This is a genomic window from Yinghuangia aomiensis (assembly GCF_039542225.1).
GTDB lineage: Bacteria > Actinomycetota > Actinomycetes > Streptomycetales > Streptomycetaceae > Yinghuangia > Yinghuangia aomiensis.
In genome coordinates this window covers 1-19436 of the sequence record NZ_BAABHS010000051.1, presented here as the reverse complement: position 1 = coordinate 19436, position 19436 = coordinate 1, and the positions used below count along the sequence as shown (strand labels likewise).

17 protein-coding genes and 1 pseudogene are annotated in these 19436 nt (G+C 72.0%); 9 read left to right on the top strand and 9 right to left on the bottom strand.

What is annotated here, in order from left to right:
• Positions 1–90: 90 nt before the first annotated feature.
• Positions 91–1611, bottom strand: a pseudogene (locus ABEA93_RS38630) (MDR family MFS transporter); the annotation flags it as partial.
• 280 nt (positions 1612–1891) lie between these two features.
• Here ABEA93_RS38630 and ABEA93_RS38625 point away from each other — a divergent pair.
• The 5 genes from ABEA93_RS38625 to ABEA93_RS38605 all read left to right on the top strand — a co-directional run bounded on the left by ABEA93_RS38625 (position 1892) and on the right by ABEA93_RS38605 (position 6259).
• Positions 1892–2134: a LapA family protein gene (locus ABEA93_RS38625; RefSeq protein ID WP_345680658.1), complete on the top strand. Its 243-nt coding sequence runs from the start codon at positions 1892–1894 to the stop codon at positions 2132–2134.
• Between the two features lie 81 nt (positions 2135–2215).
• Positions 2216–3352, top strand: coding sequence for a hypothetical protein (locus ABEA93_RS38620; RefSeq protein WP_345680657.1), 1137 nt, complete (start codon positions 2216–2218; stop codon positions 3350–3352).
• Between the two features lie 260 nt (positions 3353–3612).
• The gene (locus ABEA93_RS38615; RefSeq protein ID WP_345680656.1) at positions 3613–4398 is read left to right on the top strand and encodes a hypothetical protein; all 786 of its coding nucleotides are present in this window, start codon (positions 3613–3615) and stop codon (positions 4396–4398) included.
• A gap of 99 nt (positions 4399–4497) precedes the next feature.
• Positions 4498–5826, top strand: a complete 1329-nt coding sequence (gene bioA, locus ABEA93_RS38610; protein WP_345680655.1) for an adenosylmethionine--8-amino-7-oxononanoate transaminase — start codon at positions 4498–4500, stop codon at positions 5824–5826.
• Between the two features lie 115 nt (positions 5827–5941).
• Positions 5942–6259, top strand: coding sequence for a hypothetical protein (locus ABEA93_RS38605; protein WP_345680654.1), 318 nt, complete (start codon positions 5942–5944; stop codon positions 6257–6259).
• A gap of 141 nt (positions 6260–6400) precedes the next feature.
• Here ABEA93_RS38605 and der read toward each other — a convergent pair whose 3' ends face one another.
• The 3 genes from der to cmk all read right to left on the bottom strand — a co-directional run bounded on the left by der (position 6401) and on the right by cmk (position 9344).
• Positions 6401–7894, bottom strand: a complete 1494-nt coding sequence (der, locus tag ABEA93_RS38600) for a ribosome biogenesis GTPase Der (RefSeq protein ID WP_345680653.1) — start codon at positions 7892–7894, stop codon at positions 6401–6403.
• Positions 7895–7923: 29 nt separating this feature from the next.
• On the bottom strand, positions 7924–8592 hold the full coding sequence (locus tag ABEA93_RS38595; RefSeq protein WP_345680685.1) for a lysophospholipid acyltransferase family protein: 669 nt from the start codon (positions 8590–8592) through the stop codon (positions 7924–7926).
• A 68-nt stretch (positions 8593–8660) separates the two neighbouring features.
• Entirely contained in the window at positions 8661–9344 is a 684-nt protein-coding gene (cmk, locus tag ABEA93_RS38590) for a (d)CMP kinase (RefSeq protein ID WP_345680652.1), read from the bottom strand.
• A gap of 250 nt (positions 9345–9594) precedes the next feature.
• On the opposite strand from cmk, the gene ABEA93_RS38585 reads away from it, so the two are divergent.
• Positions 9595–11106: a hypothetical protein gene (locus ABEA93_RS38585; RefSeq protein WP_345680651.1), complete on the top strand. Its 1512-nt coding sequence runs from the start codon at positions 9595–9597 to the stop codon at positions 11104–11106.
• Between the two features lie 78 nt (positions 11107–11184).
• Here ABEA93_RS38585 and ABEA93_RS38580 read toward each other — a convergent pair whose 3' ends face one another.
• From ABEA93_RS38580 to ABEA93_RS38570, 3 genes are all read right to left on the bottom strand, one after another.
• Complete coding sequence (locus ABEA93_RS38580) at positions 11185–11664, bottom strand: hypothetical protein (protein ID WP_345680650.1); 480 nt, start codon at positions 11662–11664, stop codon at positions 11185–11187.
• A gap of 441 nt (positions 11665–12105) precedes the next feature.
• Positions 12106–12654 carry an LURP-one-related/scramblase family protein gene (locus ABEA93_RS38575; protein ID WP_345680649.1) on the bottom strand — a complete coding sequence of 183 codons (549 nt, stop codon included), beginning with the start codon at positions 12652–12654 and terminating at the stop codon, positions 12106–12108.
• Between the two features lie 49 nt (positions 12655–12703).
• Positions 12704–12916: a LapA family protein gene (locus tag ABEA93_RS38570; protein WP_345680648.1), complete on the bottom strand. Its 213-nt coding sequence runs from the start codon at positions 12914–12916 to the stop codon at positions 12704–12706.
• A gap of 395 nt (positions 12917–13311) precedes the next feature.
• Between ABEA93_RS38570 and ABEA93_RS38565 the strand changes: the two genes are divergently transcribed.
• From ABEA93_RS38565 to ABEA93_RS38560, 3 genes are all read left to right on the top strand, one after another.
• Positions 13312–13794: a hypothetical protein gene (locus ABEA93_RS38565; RefSeq protein WP_345680647.1), complete on the top strand. Its 483-nt coding sequence runs from the start codon at positions 13312–13314 to the stop codon at positions 13792–13794.
• Positions 13782–14195 (top strand): SpoIIE family protein phosphatase, encoded by a 414-nt coding sequence (locus ABEA93_RS42255; protein ID WP_425585255.1) that lies wholly within the window; start codon positions 13782–13784, stop codon positions 14193–14195. Before ABEA93_RS38565 ends, ABEA93_RS42255 begins: the two co-directional genes overlap by 13 nt.
• Positions 14196–14285: 90 nt before the next feature.
• On the top strand, positions 14286–15293 hold the full coding sequence (locus ABEA93_RS38560; protein WP_345680646.1) for a DUF389 domain-containing protein: 1008 nt from the start codon (positions 14286–14288) through the stop codon (positions 15291–15293).
• A gap of 729 nt (positions 15294–16022) precedes the next feature.
• Here the strand turns inward: ABEA93_RS38560 and ABEA93_RS38550 are convergent.
• Entirely contained in the window at positions 16023–16454 is a 432-nt protein-coding gene (locus tag ABEA93_RS38550) for a VOC family protein (protein WP_345680645.1), read from the bottom strand.
• Positions 16455–16563: 109 nt separating this feature from the next.
• Positions 16564–18837, bottom strand: coding sequence for an MFS transporter (locus tag ABEA93_RS38545; RefSeq protein ID WP_345680644.1), 2274 nt, complete (start codon positions 18835–18837; stop codon positions 16564–16566).
• Positions 18838–19436: the final 599 nt, after the last annotated feature.

The window sequence follows — 19436 nt, the reverse complement described above, 5'->3', positions numbered from 1 at the left end:
GCGGCGGCACAGCACACGGGACATGACACGGCCCCGCCCCGGAAGCCTCCGGGGCGGGGCCGTCGTGTCGTGGACGACCGGTCAGGCGTTGGCCTCCTCCGGCTCCTTCTCGAGCGCGGGCTTGGCCTCCGCGGCAGCGGCCGCGACCTGCTTCCCCGTCTGCAGCGGCCGTTCCTTGATCAGCAGCACCGCGATCAGCACCATCAGACCGAACGGCGCCGCGACCAGGAAGATGTCGCCCACCGCGTGCCCGTACGCGCTCTCCACCGCGGTCCGCAGCGGCTGCGGCAGGTGCTGCACGTCCGGAATACCGCCCCCGCCGGAACCTCCGCCGCCGAGGTAGCCCGCGACCCGGTGCGACATGACCGCGCCGAGGATCGAGACGCCGATCGCGCCGCCCAGGCTCCGGAAGAACGCCACGGTGGAGCTGGCCGCGCCGAGCTGGTTCGCCGGCACCGCGTTCTGCACCGCGAGGATCAGGTTCTGCTGCAGCGCACCGACACCCACGCCGACCAGGAACATGTACACGGCCAGCAGCACCAGGCTGGTGTCGTACCGCGCGGTCCCCATCAGCGAGAGCCCCACGGTGAGCGACACGCCGCCCATCACCAGGTACCGCTTCCACCGCCCGGTCGCCGTGATGAGCCGCCCGACCACGGTCGACGTGATGGCCAGGCCCAGGATCATCGGCATCGTCATCAAGCCCGACACCGTCGGCGACTTGCCCCGCGCGATCTGGAAGTACTGGCTGAGGAACACCGAGGCGCCCATCATCGCGAGACCCACGAACAGGCTGCCGATGACCGCGAGCACGATCGTCCGCTCGCGGAACAGCCACAGCGGAATGACCGGCTCGGCGGCCCGGCTCTCGACGAAGAGCGCCGTGGCCAGCAGCACCAGCGCCAGACCGATCAGCGCGCCGGTCTGCCACGACAGCCAGTCGTACTGGTCGCCGGCCAGCGTCACCCAGATCAGCAGCACGGACACACCCGCGCTGATCAGCGTCGCGCCCGCGTAGTCGATCTTGACGCCCTCACGCTTGACCACCGGCAGCTTGAGCGTCTTCTGCAGCATGACCAGCGCGGCGATCGCGAACGGGACACCGACGTAGAAGCAGCCGCGCCAGCCCAGTCCGGGCGTGTCCACGATGACGCCGCCGATGAGCGGCCCGCCGACGGTCGCCAGCGCGAACGTCGCACCGAGGTAGCCGCTGTAGCGGCCGCGTTCCCGGGGCGAGATCATCGCGGCCATGATGACCTGGGCGAGCGCGGTCAGGCCGCCGACGCCGATGCCCTGCAGCACGCGGAAGCCGATGAGCATCCCGGAGCTTTGCGACAGGCCCGCGAGCATCGAGCCGGTCACATAGATGACGAGCGCGAGCTGCACGAGCAGCTTCTTGCTGAACAGGTCGGAGAGCTTGCCCCAGATGGGCGTGGTGCAGGTCATCGCGAGCAGCGTCGCCGTGACCACCCAGGTGTACGCGGACTGCCCGCCGCCCAGGTCGCCGATGATGCGGGGAAGTGCGGTGCTGACGATCGTCGACGACAGAATCGCGACGAACATGCCCAGCAGCAGCCCGGACAGGGCCTCCATGATCTGGCGGTGACTCATGGTCCCCGCGGTCGGTTGCGGTGCGGCGGTGGCGCTCGCCATGCGGTACATCCCTTCGAAACCCGCCCCCGACGGATCTCGCCGTCCGGCAGGTGCCCCTTTTAATCGTTGCTTTGCACAACTGTAGAGCACATTGGTTGCGCCATGCAACTTTTACCATTCCTTGGCATAAGGCGAGATGCCGCAACCGCACCGAATCCGCCCCGGCATTCGGGGGACGTCCGCGCACCCGGCCCGCGCGTCCGGGGCGTGCCCGAACGAACCGTCCTAACCTGAAAACATGGCAAATACCAGCAAGAGCGGGCGAAGCGGGAACTTCTTCGCCGACATCAGCACGCAGACCTGGGTGACGGTCGTCGTCGTCGTCCTCGCCGTCTGGTTCGTGCTGGCCAACACCAAGTCGGTGTCGGTCCGCTTCTGGATCCCCACCGTCGAAGCCCCGATGTGGATCGTCCTCGTCGGCGCGGTCCTCGTCGGCGCCTTCACCGGATGGATGCTCAAGGACCGCCGCGACCGCCGCTGACCCTCCGCCCCGCCCGCCGCCCCACGACCGCACCCATGCTGCGGTCCGTCGGCGCGCCCCGTGCCGATATTCTTCGGAACTGTGTCGACCCGCAGCCGGACCACCGCGTACCTCCGCACCACGGCCGCGGCCGCGCTCGCCGGCGCCGTCCTGCTCACCGGCTGCGGGGTCAACGGCACCGCCGAAGCCGACCCCGTCCCCGCATCCGTCTGCGCCGGGATCCTCCCCGCGGAAGACGTGACGTCGCTGCTCCCCCGCACCCAGGTGTCGGTCCGCGAAGAGCAGAAGCCGATCGCCAAGTACCCGCTGCTGCGCTGCGAGGTGACCGCAGGCGGCGTCAGCTTCGTCGGCTCGGCCTACCTGCCCAACATGGCCGGCCCCGACCTGGTCCAGCTGGCGGGCTCGACGAGTTCGCTGTCCGCGTCGCTCGGCTCCAGCGGAATGACCGGCCCGGACGACGCCTGGTGGATCATCGACGACTGCCGGCTGACCCTCGACGGCACAGAGCAGAAGGTCCCCGTCCTGGTCCGGGCCCGGATCCTGGGCAATCCGACCACCGACCACCGCGACGCCCTCGGGCAGATGGTGGTGCAGCTGGCCAAGGGCGTCGACAAGGCCGCCCAATGCAATTCCGAGCGGCTGAACGACAAGATCCCCGCGCCCCTGCCCGCACCGAAGCCGGTCCCGGTCACCGACGCGCCCATCTGCGCCGTCCTCGATCCGCGGACGCTCGGCCCGGCGGCCGAAGGGGCCCAGCGGGCGCGGTGGACCGCCACCGAGACCCCGATCCCGACCCCGACGTCGGCGTACGCCTACATCCACACGTGCGACCTCTACATCGACGGGATCCGCGCCTTCTCGCTGACCGTCGCGTTCGGCCGCGCCGCCCCGGATGCCGAAGTGCCGGGCGAGCGGCCGAGCTTGTCGCAGCGTCTGCCGGTGCCCCCGGCCGCCACGCCGCAGCCGACCCGCGGTGCGCGGGATGCCACGGCGATGCCGCCGGGCACGGTGATCGCGTCGGTGACCGGCGTCACGGTGAAGTCGAAGGACGAGAAGAGCATGTCCGCGTACCGCATGTCGCGGCACGACAGCCCCGCCCTCCCGGCCGTCGCGTTGAACGTTCCGACCGAGCAGGTGTTCCGCTCCTGGGTCGCGGCGCTGGTGCAGCAGCAGCGCGCGGACGCACCCGCGCAGGACGCCGAGTGGAAGTTCGGCTGACGGCTCCGGCGGGCCGCCGATTGCGCCGCCCGAGCCCGGTGCGGTAGGCCCGCGCGCCTGCGGGATACGCCCGCGCGCGTTGGGCGTTCGCAGGCCGCCAAACCGGAAATCCCCCGTACGGAGCAGGTGCCGCCGCGCCCGGCCCCCCTCGTACGGGTGACGTTCGCGGGCATCGACTGTCACCTTCCGTGACGGCACGGTAACGTCGCGCGGCATATCCCGCCGGACGACCATCTGCGCCACAACGAGGAGCCAAATCCGTGTCACGTTTGCTGGACGTCAGTCCCGAGGTCCGCGCCGAGATCGGCGATGACGAGGCCACCCGTCTGGTGTCCGGGGAAACCGGGCCGCAGACGTACGCGTGCGCGTCGTGCCGGGGCGGCGGCGACACGACCGTCGAAGAGACGAGCGCGCTCCTGTACCTCGCGCAGGAGACCGCGGTGCTCGCGTTCGCGCACGCCCGCTGCATCCCCTCGCAGGTCATCCCGGTGTCGGACGCCGCCGTGGAGCCGCTGATCGCGGCGCAGCAGGGCGACCCGTCGAACGTCCCGACGCCGACCGTGGTGCCGGGCGGGCCGGTCCCGATCTCGATCACCGGCAGCATGATGGTGTGCGACGGGATCACGTACGCCGCCCTGGTCGTCGAGCCGGGTGCGGCGGTGGCGCGGCCCGGTACCCAGGGCGCCCGGGACGAGTTCCTGTCGCTGCTGGCCGAGCGCGGGTTCACCCCGATCGCCGACCCGGACGCGATGCTCCCGCCGCTGCTGAGCGGCTGGTCGGTGGCGCTGGACGGCGGGTTCCTGACCGCGGTGCTGTTCCCGGGCGCGAGCGGCCGCACCGAGGCGTGGTGGCAGGCGCAGGTTCCGGCCGAGGTGCCGGAGGCGTGGCTGAGCGCGGCGCGCAACAACGCCGTGGTGCTGCTGTATGCGGCGCCGGTCGGCACGATCGGCATCCACACGGGCAACGACGAACTGGGTGCGGCGCTGCGCGAGGCGGGCCGCCGCGGGCTGCTCGTCGCGGGATCGGTGCCGATCAGCGGCGTCTGAGCGGGAGCGGGGCGGGGGCGCGGTCACACAGCCGCGTCCCCGCTGTGACGTGTCGCGTCACCGCTGTCACGTTCCGTGTCCCCTGCTAGCGTCGGCCGAATGAACGCGGACCATGGCTTGACCCACCTCCGAGTCGACGGCGACGAACTCGTCGCCTTCGACCGGAGGCACATTTGGCACCCTTATGCGAGCGCGGTCGGCGACGCGCCGTTGTTCCCCGTCGTGTCGGCGGAAGGGGTGCGGCTGCGGTTGGCCGACGGGCGCGAACTCGTCGACGGAATGGCGTCCTGGTGGGCGGCCATCCACGGGTACAACCACCCGGCGCTGAATGCGGCGCTCCGCACGCAGATCGACAGCATGGCGCACGTTATGTTCGGCGGCCTGACGCATCCGCCCGCGGTGGAGCTGTGCCGGCGGCTGGTGGAGCTGACGCCGGATCCGCTGCAGCGGGTGTTCCTCGCCGACTCCGGCTCGGTGAGTGTCGAGGTGGCGCTGAAGATGGCGCTGCAGTACCAGCGGGCGCGCGGGCATGCGGGGCGGACCCGGATGCTGACGGTGCGGGGCGGCTACCACGGCGACACGTTCGCGGCGATGGCCGTGTGCGACCCGGACGGCGGGATGCATTCGCTGTGGTCGGGTGCGCTGCCGGAGCACCTTTTCGCGCCGGTTCCGCCCGCGGGCTTCACCCGGCCGCTGTCCGGCGCGGACACCGAGGAGTTGGCCGCGCTGCTGGCGAAGCACCGGCACGAGATCGCCGCGGTGATCCTGGAGCCGATCGTGCAGGGCACCGGCGGGATGCGGTTCCACTCCCCCGCCTATCTGCGGCGGGTGCGCGAACTGTGCGACGAGCACGACGTGCTGATGATCACCGACGAGATCGCCACCGGGTTCGGCCGCACGGGCGAGCTGTTCGCGTGCGACCATGCCGGGATTTCGCCGGACATCATGTGCCTGGGCAAGGCGCTGACCGGCGGCTACATGACGATGGCGGCGACGCTGTGCACGGATGAGGTCGCCGAGACGATCTCGCGGGCGCACGGCGCGTTCATGCACGGGCCGACGTTCATGGCGAACCCGTTGGCGGCGGCGGTCGCGACGGCGAGCATCGACCTGCTGGTGTCGGGTCCGTGGCGGGAGCGGGTGGCGACGCTCGCCGAGGGGCTGCGCGAGGGGCTCGAACCGGCGCGCGGGCTGCCGCAGGTGGCGGACGTGCGGGTGCTCGGCGGGATCGGCGTGATCGAGCTGCACGAGCCGGTGGACATGCGGAAGGTGCAGCCGGCGTTCGTCGAACGCGGAGTGTGGATCCGGCCGTTCGGGAAGCTCGTCTACACGATGCCGCCGTATGTGATGGGCGCCGAGGATCTGGCGACGGTCACGGCGGCGATGGTCGACGTGGTGGCGACGGTGCACCCGGAACCGGTCGCCTGACCGACGGCGGGGCCGCGCCGAAAACCCGGCGGTTTCCCGGGTTTGTGGGGGGTTTTGCCCGCATCGCAACGGCTTCTTCGTCGTTGGACCTTGCGTGTTCACTTTCCATGACTCCGTGGCCCACGCCGTCCCCGACAACCAGCCGGTGTCCCAAGGGGATTCGCCCACTCCGATCTTCGACCGGCTGATCGAGGAGTGGCAGCGGATGTTCCGGGCCGTGCCGGGCGACCGCTTCGGCGAGGCGTACAACCCGCCGGCGCCGCATTCGGCGTACCCCGGGGGCGGCTACGGGTATGCGGTGCCCGCGCAGCAGGCTGCGCCCGCGAACTCCGCGGTGTACGACACCTACGGCGGCCGCACGCAGCGAAGCGGCCGTGCGGGTCTCGCGCTCATGCCGGTCGCGGGGTATCAGACGCAGCATCTGCCGCTGTGAGCGCACGCTGCTCCACGGCAGCGTGCGGTCGTGCTGCGGAGTGCGGTGCGGCGGCGGGACGCGGTCACGCGAACGAGTGAGGCCCGGAACCTTTCCCAGGTTCCGGGCCTCACTCAAGTCATGACGACCTTCGCACGCGCTCTACTTCCCGGACTTCCCGCCCTTGCGCGAGCGCTTCTCGCGCACCTTCATCCGGATCTCGATCGGCGTGCCGGGGAACCCGAATTCCTCGCGCAGCCGGCGCTCGACGAACCGCCGGTAGCCCGCCTCGAGGAACCCGCTGGTGAACAGCACGAACCGGGGAGGCTTGGTGCCCGCCTGGGTGCCGAACAGGATCCGCGGCTGCTTGCCGCCCCGCACCGGGTGCGGGTGCGCGGCCACGAGCTGCCCGAGGAACGCGTTGAGCCGCCCGGTCGGGATGCGCTTCTCCCAGCTCTCCAGCGCGGTCTCGATCGCGGGTACGAGCTTCTCCATGTGCCGGCCCGTCTTCGCCGACACGTTGACGCGCGGCGCCCACTGCACCTGCACCAGGTCCTGCTCGATCTCGCGCTCGAGGTAGTAGCGGCGCTCTTCGTCGAGGAGGTCCCACTTGTTGTAGGCGATGACGATCGCCCGGCCGGAGTCGATGGCCAGCGAGATGATCCGGGTGTCCTGCTCGGCGAGCCGCTCGCTCGCGTCCACCAGGATGACCGCGACCTCGGCCTTCTCCAGCGCGGCGGTGGTGCGCAGCGATGCGTAGAAGTCCGCCCCGGAGGTGAGGTGCACGCGGCGGCGGATGCCCGCCGTGTCCACGAACTTCCAGGTCTTGCCGCCGAGTTCGATCATCTCGTCGACGGGGTCGCGGGTGGTGCCGGCGAGCGGGTCGACGACGACGCGGTTCTCCCCGGCGAGCTTGTTGAGCATCGAGGACTTGCCGACGTTCGGGCGGCCGAGCAGCGCGACGCGGCGCGGCCCGCCCTCGCGGAACGCGCCGAGGCCGTGCACCGGTGCCTCGGGCAGCGCCTCGAGGACGGCGTCGAGGAGGTCGCCGCTGCCGCGGCCGTGCACCGCGGAGACGGGGTAGGGCATGCCGAGGCCGAGCGACCACAGCGCGGCGGCGTCGGCCTCCAGCGCCAGGTTGTCGACCTTGTTGGCGGCCAGCACGACCGGCTTGCCGGCCCGGCGCAGCAGTTTGACGACGGCCTCGTCGGAGTCGGTGGCGCCGACGGTGGCGTCGACGACGAAGAGCACCGCGTCGGCGTTCTCGATGGCGTATTCGGCCTGCAGGGCGACCGACAGGTCGATGCCCGCGACGTCCTTCTCCCAGCCGCCGGTGTCGACGACGGTGAAGCGGCGGCCGTTCCAGTCCGCGTCGTACTTGACGCGGTCGCGGGTGACGCCCGGGGTGTCCTCGACGACCGCCTGGCGGCGGCCGATGATGCGGTTGACCAGGGTGGACTTGCCGACGTTGGGGCGTCCGACCACGGCGAGGACGGGCATGTGGGCATGCGCCTCGACCTCTTCCTCACCGCCGCCGAGGAGGTCGCCGCCGGCGTCGACCCACTCGTCGGGGTCGTATTCGGCTTCCCATGCCGCGGGGTCGATCATCCCCGGGAACTCGTCGGCGGATGCGCCGGAACCGGCGTCGTGCTGCATGGGTGGCGTCCTTGTGTTCGGTGGTGTTCTCAGGCGGCCGCGTCCGCCGCCGGGACCTCGTGGGTCCGGCCGGTCAGGCGCCGCGCCTCGTGCAAGTGTGCGGTGAGCCGCTCGCGGATGCGTTCCGACGCCTCGGCGACGGCGCGGCGCGAGCGGGTTCCGGTGTCCTCCACCGGCTGGAAAGGCTTGCCGTATACGACGTCGATCTTCGCGCGGAACGCGGGCAGCGCTGCGATGGACGCGCCGCGGTCTCCCGTGCCCAGGCAGGCGACGGGCACGATCGGTGCGCCGGACCGCATCGCGAGGTACGCCAGCCCGTGCTGCACCTCGGCGAAGTCGCCTTCGCCGCGGGTGCCTTCCGGGAAGACGCCGAGCGCGTTGCCGGCCTTGAGCACGGTCAGCGAGTTCATGATCATGCCGCGGTCGGCGCTGCCCCGGCTGACCGGGATGTGGCCGATGCCGCGCAGCACCGGGTCGAGGGGCCCGGCGAACATCTCCTGCTTGATCCAGAAGTGCACGGGACGCGGGCTGAACGCGTACAGCAGCGGCCCGTCCGCGAAGTTCGTGTGGTTGCCCGCCAGGATGACCGGGCCGCCGAGCGGCACGTGGTGGGTGCCGAGCGAGCGGATACGCCAGAACGACCGCAGCAGCGGGATACCGATGCGGTGCGCGGCGCCGGCGAGCGGCGGCTTGGTGATGTCGGTGGGCACCGGCCAGCGCGGGGGACGTGACCCGCCGCGCTGCCCGGGCAGACCCGCGGCAGTGGTCACGACAGGCGGTCCCGGACCAGGCCGAGCACGTGCGCGACGACCTGCTCGCGGTTCATCGCCGTGGTGTCGACGAGGGCCGCGCCTTCGGCCATCGACAGCGGCGAGGTCGCGCGTCCCGAGTCGAGGGCGTCCCGGCGGGCCAGGTCGGCCTGGGTCGCGGCCAGGTCGCGCGCGGGGTCGGTGCCTTCGGCGTTGCGCCGCGCGGCGCGCGCTGCCTCGGACGCGGTCAGGTAGAGCTTGACCGGGGCGTCCGGCGCGACCGCGGTGCCGATGTCGCGGCCTTCGACGACGATCCCGCCGTCGCCGATCACCGCGCGCTGCAGTGCGACCAGGCGAGCCCGGACCTCCGGCACCGCGCTCACCGCGCTGACCGCGCCGGTGACCTCGGGGCCGCGGATGGGCCCGGCGACGTCCACGCCGTCGGCGTGGATGGTCGGGCCGTCCGGGTCGGTGCCGGACACCAGCTCGGGCTTGTCGGCCGCGGCGGCCACCGCGTCGGTGTCGTGCACGTCGATGCCGTTGTGCAGCATCCACCAGGTCATCGCCCGGTACATCGCACCGGTGTCCAGGTAACGCAGCCCCAGCGTCCGGGCGACGTCGCGCGACACGCTCGACTTGCCGGACCCGGACGGACCGTCGACCGCAACCACGATCGTCGCGAGCGGCGTGCGTGTATCCACGGTCGATGACCCTTCGGCAGGCGGGGGGATGTCCCCCCGAGGGTACCGGCAACCCTCACCGTCCATCATCCCCGATTGCGCTTGGGCACCGGACCGCTGCGCGTTCGCGGCCTCACTCCCCTGCCGGGCACCCGTGGGCCCAGGATGGGCGGCGGGGTTCCGGGCGGGTGGCGCGGTCGTTGCCGGGCCTGCCCTCCGCGGATCCCGGTCCGGTGGACCCGGACCCACTCGAGACGGCGTGGAGGCACCCATGAGCAGCACGCAGAGCCGGGCGTCGGGCACCGCCCCGTCCCCGTCGGGTCCGTCGGCGCCCTCGCCGGATCCGACCGCGACGGCGCCGGGGGCAGGCGACCTACGGCGCGTACCCCGGTACGGCCTGGGTGGTTTGTCGGTCCCCGCCACCACCATCGGCGCCGACGGAACGCCACAGGACCCCGACCCGCGCTATGTCGAGCGAACGCACGGCATCCTGACGTACCGCGTGGGCAGCAAGGCGCAGTTCGACGGCGCCGTCCATTTTCTGTCCGAGCAGCCGAAGCCGGTGGTCACCCTTGTCGGGGGAGCGGGCGGGTTCGCCGAGTCCGCCGCCGGTCGGCCGTTGTTCGATGCGATCGTGCGGAGCGCGGCCCGGCATGGGGGGCTGCTGGCGTTCGGCGGCGGCAGTTCGGGGGCGCTGCAGTACCTCGGCGAGGCGAAGGCGCGGCTGATCGCCCGCGGGGAAGTCGAGGAGTTCAAGCCGCTTCTGTTCGGTGTCATCGCCGAGGGCACCCTGGCGCTGCCCGGCGCGCCTTACGACCCCAACGCGCGGGTCCCCGCCCAGCCGGACCAGGAGGTTCTTCTCATCGTTCCGGGGGACCAATGGGGCGACGAGTCGCGCGCGCTCGCCGAGTTCGGGGTCGCGGCGTCGGGAGTGCACGGGTCGGCGACGGTCCTGGTCAACGGCGGCGGCATCACCATCCTCGACGCGGTACACCGGCTGGAGTCCGCGACGCGGGACGACCAGGGGCTGTTCGTGGTCGCGGGCTCCGGTCGGGCCGCCGACGCCATCGCCCAGGCGCACCGCGACATCGCGCACGGGCGGCGCCCCGATCTGTCCGGCCACGGGCTCACCCCGGAGAACGAAGAGCGCGTGGCCCGGGTTGCCGCCGACCCGCGTACCCATGTGGTGCATGACGCCGCCGAGCTGGAAGCGGCCATCGACACGGCGATGGCGCGCGCCGCCGAGGCCGCTGCGGCCCGGCCGGAGAAGCGCGTCGACCGTGCGATCGTCCCGGACGTGGCCCCCGCACGCCTTCCCGCTGTCCTGCCCGGCATGACCCCGCGGGCGGCCTACGAACTGGGCCACGATGCGGTCCGCGGGACGTGGTACGAGACACCGCACGGGCCGGCCAGTACCTCCGCCACCGTGTCGGAGCCCGACCGGGCCCGCTGGAACGCGCTGCCCACGCGGGTCAGGAAGGAAGCGCTCGCCGCGCTCACCGCGCACAACGAGGCTGCCTCCCGAGCCCCGGACACCGACCCGACGACCGCCTACCGTGCGGGTGTCCAGGAGAAGTACTGGACCACGCACGACGCCCAGAGGGAAACTCCCGGCCCGGCGCCGCGCGCGGTCGCCGCCACCCGGGGCTTCGCCCCGACCGGGGCCGCCACCGCCGCCGGCCCCGGCGCCTCTGCGGCGCCACCGGTGTCGGCCCTCACGCAGCCCCTTCGGAAGGGCGCGGAGCAGGTCCCCGAGGGGCCGTCGAACGGCGCGCGGTTCTGACGGACGCGGCCCGGCGCCACCCCCGGGTGCCCGGCTGCCGCCGGGGAACGGCGCTGCCCTCCGTGTCGACTGTCCCGGTCAGGCGGGGGTTTCGACGGCGGTCTCGGGAGCCGCGACGCGGTGTGCGGCGACCGCGCGGCCGCGGCTGCGCGGGAGGCCGAACAGGGCGACGAGGACGACCAGCAGGCCGGCACCCGCGCCGATGGCGAAGGAGGCGGTGAAGGCGTCTTCGGTGGGGATCTTGGCGACGATCGCGGACAGGGCGCCGGGCAGCAGGTAGACCGTCGAGGGTGTCCGGGACCGGGACGCCGAGGCCGTACCTGGAGACCAGGTTGAACACCACGGTGTGCGGCACCGGGTCGGTGCGCGAGAGCTGGTCGCGAACGGCGCCCTCCAGGCGGTCGGCGTTGCCGAAGAAGAGCTGTCCGCCACGGCGGATGACCAGGACACCGGGGGCAGAGAGTACGCCTGGCTGGTCTTCGACGTCCCCGTAGGCGTGGTGTCGGGGATGCGGCCGAGGACGGCGATGCGGGGGCGGAACGAGTAGCCGATGAACATGATCAGCGACAGTCCGGCGGCGATGAGCAGGCCGGGCAGGAGGTCGAAGAGCAGGACGCCGACCAGGGCGATGGCGAAGCTGGGTTTGTCGAGGGTCCCGGCTTAGGCGTAGAGGGCTTGGCGTCAGATTCACACCGATACACGGCATTCGTCATGCGACACGCGCGCCGCCCGGGTATGCACCGCGCCCCGGCCGGAGGAGTCCACTCGGGGCGCCGGAGCGTGTCCAGCATGAGGTCAGCTGGTGGGTCTCCGCCGTGCGATAGGCAATGCCGCGATGGTCCTGATCACCAAGTGGATCACCGTCCACCCGGAGTCTCCGGTGTGGGGCAGCGGGCCCGGGTCAGGGTTGGGCGGGGTTGGGAAGGTGTTTCGTGGCATCGACGGGACTCGCCTCGCTCAGTGCGAACTCATCCGCAGCCGCCGGGCGCCGGTTGTGCGTCAGTCGCCGGGGTGGGCCATGGTGTCGATGGCGATGGCCGCGGCGAGCACGGTGGCGTGGTCGCCGCCGGGGCCGACGGCCAGGCCGTACGTGTCGCGCAGGCGGCCCCACTTCTTGGAGATCTCGGCGACCGTGAAACCGTCGTTCTCGATGGTGTATTCGTGGTCGACGATGTTGCCGTGCACGGTCAGCTCCGGGCCGTTCTCCTGCTTGATGCTCCAGCGGTCGCGGACCGGCCCGACGAGGGCCTTCTTGACCAGGGCAATGCGGTTGCCGTGGGCGTCCTCGATCTCCATCGACTCCTTGATGCGCGCCGGGCGGCTCTGCACCGCGGCCACCCGCTGCCCGTCGCGGTTCTCGAGGACGAAGGTCTTGCGCAGGCGCAGCGCCTTGCCGTCCACCTTGTACAGGTGCTCGCCCTCGTCGTCGTCGATCCAGTAGTCGTCGCCGATGGACAGGGCCTTCTGCCGCATCCGGTAGCGCGTGACACCCTCGCCCCGGTCGAAGGCGCGATTGGCCTTCCGACGCGCCCGCCGTGCACCGAACATCCGCACTTCCTCCGCGTTCCCGGCCGCCGGAGGCAGCCGCAGTGGCCAGCTACTGGGCGCGGCGGCGGGCGATCAGCAAGCCGATCGCCACACCGACCAGGAGGGTGACGGCCAGCACCAGCCACAGCGGCAGGCTGACCGTCGGGATCCACAGGCGGATCTCGACCGACGCGGTGTTCGCGGCGACGAACCAGACCGCCAGCACGCCCAGGACAGCGAGCGCGAGCGTACGCAGACGGTAGTCCTTGCCCCGGACCGTCACCGTCGCCGCACGATCCGCATTTCCTGATTTTCCGCCCATAGATTCAATTATGTGGAGGGTTGTGGGCCCACGCGCGGCGGACCGGGCACGCCAGCGGGCGGCTCAGGGGGCGTGGGCGCGGCAAGCCGAGGGTGTCGCCGCACCTGCTGAAGCCGGGTGCCGTGCGCACAGTGCCGAGCGCTTCGCGCCTGTCACCCGCAAGCCCACCCTTGCGGCCTATCCCGCCGGGTGCCGCAGCGTGATCACCCGCAGGATGGGATCGCGGCCCTTCTGCAGGCGCCCGCGCCACGGCGGTCCGGCACGCCAGTTGCGGCGGTGGGCGTGCCGCACGCGTCTCGTGAGGGGGGCACCGGGTGTGGGTTCGCGGCAGTGAGGCCGACCTCACGGGGCGTCGGGTGAACGCCGTTGCCACGCTGTCGGCGGCGCTGCTGCTGTACGGGGTGGTGGTCGGCGTGCAGCTGACGGCACCGCCCGGCTCGCGGTCCCCCTCCGTACTGGTCGCCTTGCCCGCCGTGGTCGCGCTGTCGTTCGGCCCGGCGGTGATCGTCGGACCGGCGGCTGTCGCGGTGGGGACGCGGTGGGCGTTCCTCGTCCAGGATCCGCGCCGGGTCGGCGCCGCACTCGGCACGACGGCGGCCGTGTGCGTGATCGCGGACCTGGCGTGCTTCGTGGTGCGCCGGCGTGAGCGGACCGCCGCTCGCATGGGGCAGATCCTCGCCGTCGCCGAGTCCGTCCAGACGGCCGTGCTGCGTTCGGTGCCGCCCAGGGTCGGCGGTCTGCGGGCCGCCGCCGAGTACCGTTCCGCAGCCGAGTTCGCGCGCATCGGCGGCGACCTGTACGCCGTGGTCGACAGCCCGTTCGGGGTGTGCGGTGCCTGATCGGGGACGTCCGCGGCAAAGGACTGGAGGCCGTCGCAACCGCCGCTGTCGTCCTCGGATCGTTCGGCGAAGCCGCCCACGACCAGCCCGACCTGGCCCGACTCGCCGAACGCCGCGACGCGAGCGCCCGACGGCACGCCGACGACGACGAAGCCTTCGTGACCGCGCGGCTGGTCGAAGTCGACGCCACCGCGGCGGCCCGCGTGCTCTCCTGCGGGCATCCGGCCCCCTACCTCCGGGCGGTTCTACCCGATCGCGGACCGGCTGGACGCCTACCTGCGCGGCCACCCCCGCGCCGAGGACCCCGCCGGCCTCGTCTGGGACACCGGCCACTGAAGCCGCAAGGGAACCACCGGTGCCCTGCCGCGACAGCACGCCAGCTCGGCCACGGGCCGAGGTGAACAGCGGCCCGAGTGCGGGTAACCGCGCAGACCGGCCGCGATGCTGCCCCCGGCCCTGCCCGATTCCGGATCCGCCGAAGGAGGCACCCGATGCCCGTTCTCGACAGTGCAGCAGTCGAGCGCATGACCGCCGCCCTGTTCATCGAGAAGTCCTGGCGCAGTCCCAGCTCGACCCGCTTCTGGGGCCTCCTTCTCCTCGCCGCGGTCATCGCCTCGGCCGGCGTGGTCGGCGACTCCACCGCCACCGTCATCGGCGCGATGATCGTCGCACCGCTGATGACCCCGATCCTCGGCAGCGCCCTCGCCGTCGTCCTCGCCGACCGGACCCACCTGGTGCGCAGCGTGCTGCTCGTGCTCGGCGGAGCCCTCGTCGTCGTCGCGGTGGGCTTCCTGGTGGGCTGGATCGCCGCCCCGCCGGACGACTTCGCGAGCAACACCCAAGTCTCAGCCCGCATCAGCCCGCGGCTCATCGACCTGCTCGCGGCCCTGGCCACCGGCACCGTGGGGGCGTTCGCCCTCGTGCGGTCCGACATCTCCGACACCCTGCCCGGCGTCGCCATCGCCATCTCGCTGGTGCCGCCCCTCGCGGTCACCGGCCTGCTACTGAACGTCGGGCGCTACCACGACGCCGGGGAGTCCGCGCTGCTGTTCGCCACCAATGTCGCGGCCATCGTCGCCACCGGCACCACGGTGTTCCTGATCTTCGGGGTACGCGTGGCCGCGCGCGGCACGGTCGGCGTACGCGTGGGCGAGCTGCGCGGCAAGACCCTGGCGGCGGTGGCCGCCATGCTCGTGCTCGTGGCCGTCCCCCTCACCACCGGAACCACCGCGGTGGCCCGCGACCGGCAACTAGCGGACGACGCCAAACCCGTCGCCGAACAATGGGCCGCCACCCGGCACTGGGACATCAACTCCGTCGAGGCACTCGGCGGCCGCATCACCGTCACCGCTGTCGGACTGCCGCCCGTACCACCGCTCACGGAACTGCGCACCGCCCTCGACCACGCCGGCATGGAGGACGCCGACCTCATCGTCCACCTGATCGGCGGCGGCACCCGCCACTGCGCATCAACAGCCACCACCTGCACCGACACGTGACACCGCCCCTTGGTGTGCCCCGGGATACCCGCCGCCACGGGTACACACCGGGAGTCGATGACCTGCCCTGGTAGATCTGCGGACCCCGGCCATTCGGCAGCCACCGGTGGCACCGCATATCCATCCGGCAGCCGGGGATGTTCGCCGCTGAGCCGAGTCCGGCTCCCCTGCCTCGCCAAAGCATCGGCTCATCGTCCTCGTCGACGCAACCGCCGACGAGGAGGACCGAGGCGGCAACGGCGATCAGTCGTGTCCTCATTGGAGGATGCTCACCCACGCCGCGCCCCGGAACACCGCGTTCCGCACGGCCTTCGGCGAGGGACCATCGAGGAACGAGGGGAGCGCGCCGCCGAGCCGCGCCGCCAACATCGGTTGCCGTCACACCCGCACCCTGGCGTTCACCGCTGCCATAGTGCTGCCCGGCCACCGCCCTCACGGCCCGCCGCGACATTGGTGCGCGTCCCACGCCCCAGCAACGCCGTTAACCGCCAGCCCCCTGAACGCCCAGCTGTCCCGCGATCCAGCGACCCCAATTCCGAGGCATAGGGGCATAACTCACTCTCACCACCGGAGGCCGGGCCGTAGTCGGCCGTGGAAGCTGCCCTTGGAGGACCGGGTGCCAATGGTCGCCGCGTACCGGCACACCGACTTGACCCCGCGCCGACTCGCGTCGCTCTTCGGCGTGCCCATGTCCACCGACGATCGCGCTGTCGACCGTCTCGTCCGGGGTCAGTCGAGGCAGAATTCGTTGCGCTCGATGTCCTGCATGGTGATGCACGACTCGTTGACGCCGTCGGCGCGCTGCGTCAGCACGTGTTCGGCCCCGAGGGCCATCAGCCGCGCGCATTCGGCCTCGAGTACGGCCAGGCGCTCGTCACCCACGAGCCCAGTGCCGACCCGCACATCGAGGTGCACCCGGTTCTTGACGACTTTGCCTTCGGGAACCCGCTGGAAGAGCAGGCGCGGGCCCCCACCCGAGGGGTCGGTGCACGCGAGGTAGACCTCGTCCTCGGACGGCAGCGAGCGGACGTACTCGTCCCACGTGGCGAAGCCCTCGGGGACCGCCGATACGACGTACCCCAGCACCTCGCACCAGAAGGCGGCGAGGCGCGCAGGCTCCGCGCAGTCGAACGTCACTTGGAACTGTCTGATCGTTGACACCGGCGCACGATAACAGGGGACGAACGCAGGTCAGCGCCCCCAAAGGGGGCCTGGGAGGCGATCCCGGCCAACCAACTCCGGTGTGCTGTCGAAGTCGCCTGCCGCGCGATCAAGCGGGGCCGGTCGGGGTGAGGGCGATGACGGCGATGTCGTCGGTGAGGTGGTGGGTCCAGTTCCGCACGCCATCGTGCAGGTGGCGGACGAGGTGCTCAGGGTCCTGCTGTGGGGCCTGGGTCAGCTGCTGCGTGACCGGATAGAACTCGCCGCTGGAGTTGCGTGCTTCGCTCAGGCCGTCGGTGTACAGCAGCAGGGTGGTGCCGGTGTCGAGGCGGATCCGGAACGGCCTCACCAGGTCGGACGTGCGTCCGTCGGCGTCGATGCGGCCGAGCGTGCCGAAGCCGAGGGGGAGCAGTGTGGGCATGGCGACGTCGTGGACACGTGTGGCGTGGTCCGCGCTGACGGCCAGGGGCGCGAGGTGGCCGCAGTTGATGCCGAGCACGTCGCCCGGATCCGCCGGGGCAAACCCGTCCTGGCCTGTGCCGACTCGGGAGGCGGCGGGACTTCCGAACTGGAGGAGCAGCGCGGTGGCGAATAGTTCGTCGTCGCCGTGCGCGGCGGCGGCACGGGCGACCTGGCGGTCGAGACGGGCGGCGAGTTCGCCGAGGTCGGGGGTCTCGTGGGCCTGGCTGCGGAAGCACCCGAGGAGGTCGGTGACGGTGCGGACGGCATGCAGGCCTTTGCCGCGGACGTCGCCGATGAGGATGCGGGTGCCGTAGTGGGTCTGGAGGGCTTCGAGGAAGTCTCCCCCGATTCCGGTGTCCACGGTGGCGGGGCTGTAGGAGCTCGCGAGCCGGAGTCGCCCCAGAACCGGCGCGATGGGGTGCAGGACGGCTCGCTGGAGCGCGACAGCGGTCTCACGGGTGCGTTCGAGGTGCTCGGCCTGTTCGCGCCGGTGCCACACCACAGCGCCGACGCCGGCGCCGGTGGCGAGGGCCGCTACCGCAGTCACGGACTGGTCGGGGCCGGTGCCGGCCAGGACGTACTGGAGCGCCGCGGCGCCTGCTACCGCCAGCGCGACGACCGGGCGCCCGAGAAGCAAGGCCGCGACCGCGATGACGCTGCTGCCGATCCACAGCAGGCCACGGGCCTCGTCCGGTATCGGCGCGTCCTCCAGGACGGATGCGTGGGGCAGGGCCTGCGCCGCGGCGGTGCCCAGGAGGATCGAAGCCGGCAGCAACGCGGCGTGGGTGCCGAGGTGTCGGCGGGGAATCGTGGCAAGGTACTGGGCCATCCGCGGTGCGGCGGCGAGCATGGTGCCGCAGCCGACGAGGACGACGGCGACGCAGCCGCCGCCGACCGGCTGGCCACCGCGGGCGAGCACGGTGTGCAGCAGGACCGTGCCGAGGGCAGCGAGCGGGAGGCCGAGCGATCCGCCGGTGACCGGTGTGACACGGCGGTACCGGACGAGGAGGCAGCCCACCGCGCCGCCCGCACCGAACGCGGAGAGCACCAGAGCGCCGTCGTCGGGGGTCCCGCCCGCGACCGTGGTGAGCGTGGGCACGGCTGCGGTAAGCACGACCTGGGTGAAGCCGACCGCGACACCGGCGGCCCCGGCGGCCGCGTAGACGATCCCGGGAACGGCAGGCTGGCGCCGGGCTGCTGCGCGGCGGCGGCGCGTCAGGTCGGCGCGGAGCCGAGCAGAGAGCATGACAGCGCCGGCCGCGGCCAGCAACGCCTGGACACGGGCGTCCGACCAGCCCCAGAGCGGTGCGAGGCGCAGACCCGCGGCGGCGAGGATGCCGGCAGTAAGCCAGACGGTCGTCCCGCCGCAGTCGCGGAGGGGCTTGACGCGCGACGGCGCCGTCTCGGGGAGACAGCGCCGTGTCACGAGGAGCGCCGCGACGACGCCGAGCCCCAGAGCCGCCGTGGTGGCGCGCCAACCGGCGACCGACGAGGCGCGCGGAGCGACGTTGACGACCGCGACGAAGCCGAGGGACATCGCGGCGAGCCCACCGCCCACCACCCGCTGGATCCGCCCGGGCAGGTATACGGCCGGCAGGAACGCCAGGCAGCTGACGAACACGGCGGCCAGCCCGGCAACCGCGACGGTACGCCCGAGGATGTAGAACCAGGCGCTGAACGCGGCCGCCAGCATCGCGCAGCCCGCAGCCAGCACGGCCAGCGATACGGTCAGCACCGAACGGCGGCCGCGCAAGTCTCCGGTTCGGCCGACGACGGCGAGCGTGGTCAACGCCACCGGCAGCCCGACCAGGCGAGCGACCGCCTCGTCGCGGCGGGTCAGGCCGAGTTCGTCCTGCATGAGCGGGATCGTGGCCTCGTGCAGCGCGGGCCCGACGACGTAGAGCGCGGCGACAGAGGCCAAGACCAAACCGACCAACCACAACGGAACGGGGCGAAGAGCGGCCGCCCCTGGGTAGGCCTGTCCTTGATACACGGTGTCCTTTCCACACGGCCCGGTCCTTCCGCCACCTCCGGCGGCGGAGCGGGCCTGTGCACATCCAGGGTTCCCCATACATAAAGACCCGATAAGTGCCTTTGGTCACTTATCGGCTTCGAGGTCAGCCGATCGCCATCTTCGCGGACCACGCGACGGCGCTGGATCCCGACATATCCGCGCCCCTGAGGCGAGGACTGGCGGTGGCCACGATCCACCGCCCACGCGGTCGCCGCCGCAGCGGCGCATGGCCCGCCCGCGCCCGCCACCCGGCCATCGCCTTCGGCGCCAGACGCCGGACGCCGGACGCCGGACGCCGGACGCCGGACGCAGCGACACACCGGCCATCCCCTGCAGCCTGTGGCAGCCGTGAAGGAGAAACTTCCGGCTAGGCTCCCCACTAGACGAGTCTTTCCGAATGCCTGCGGGCATGGAGCGAGGGTGTCCAGGATCCGTTTGTGACGACAGACCTCGACACCCTCGCGATCGCACTGTACGTGAAACTCGACGACGACTGGGCGGACTTG

Excerpts from the sequence above, each read along its gene's own strand:
- der (WP_345680653.1), bottom strand. The coding sequence starts at position 7,894 with ATGCAGCACGACGCCGGTTCCGGCGCATCCGCCGACGAGTTCCCGGGG.
- ABEA93_RS38560 (WP_345680646.1), top strand. The coding sequence starts at position 14,286 with ATGCCCGTTCTCGACAGTGCAGCAGTCGAGCGCATGACCGCCGCCCTG.
- ABEA93_RS38585 (WP_345680651.1), top strand. The coding sequence starts at position 9,595 with ATGAGCAGCACGCAGAGCCGGGCGTCGGGCACCGCCCCGTCCCCGTCG.
- bioA (WP_345680655.1), top strand. The coding sequence starts at position 4,498 with ATGAACGCGGACCATGGCTTGACCCACCTCCGAGTCGACGGCGACGAA.
- ABEA93_RS38580 (WP_345680650.1), bottom strand. The coding sequence starts at position 11,664 with ATGTTCATCGGCTACTCGTTCCGCCCCCGCATCGCCGTCCTCGGCCGC.
- ABEA93_RS38625 (WP_345680658.1), top strand. The coding sequence starts at position 1,892 with ATGGCAAATACCAGCAAGAGCGGGCGAAGCGGGAACTTCTTCGCCGAC.
- ABEA93_RS38575 (WP_345680649.1), bottom strand. The coding sequence starts at position 12,654 with ATGTTCGGTGCACGGCGGGCGCGTCGGAAGGCCAATCGCGCCTTCGAC.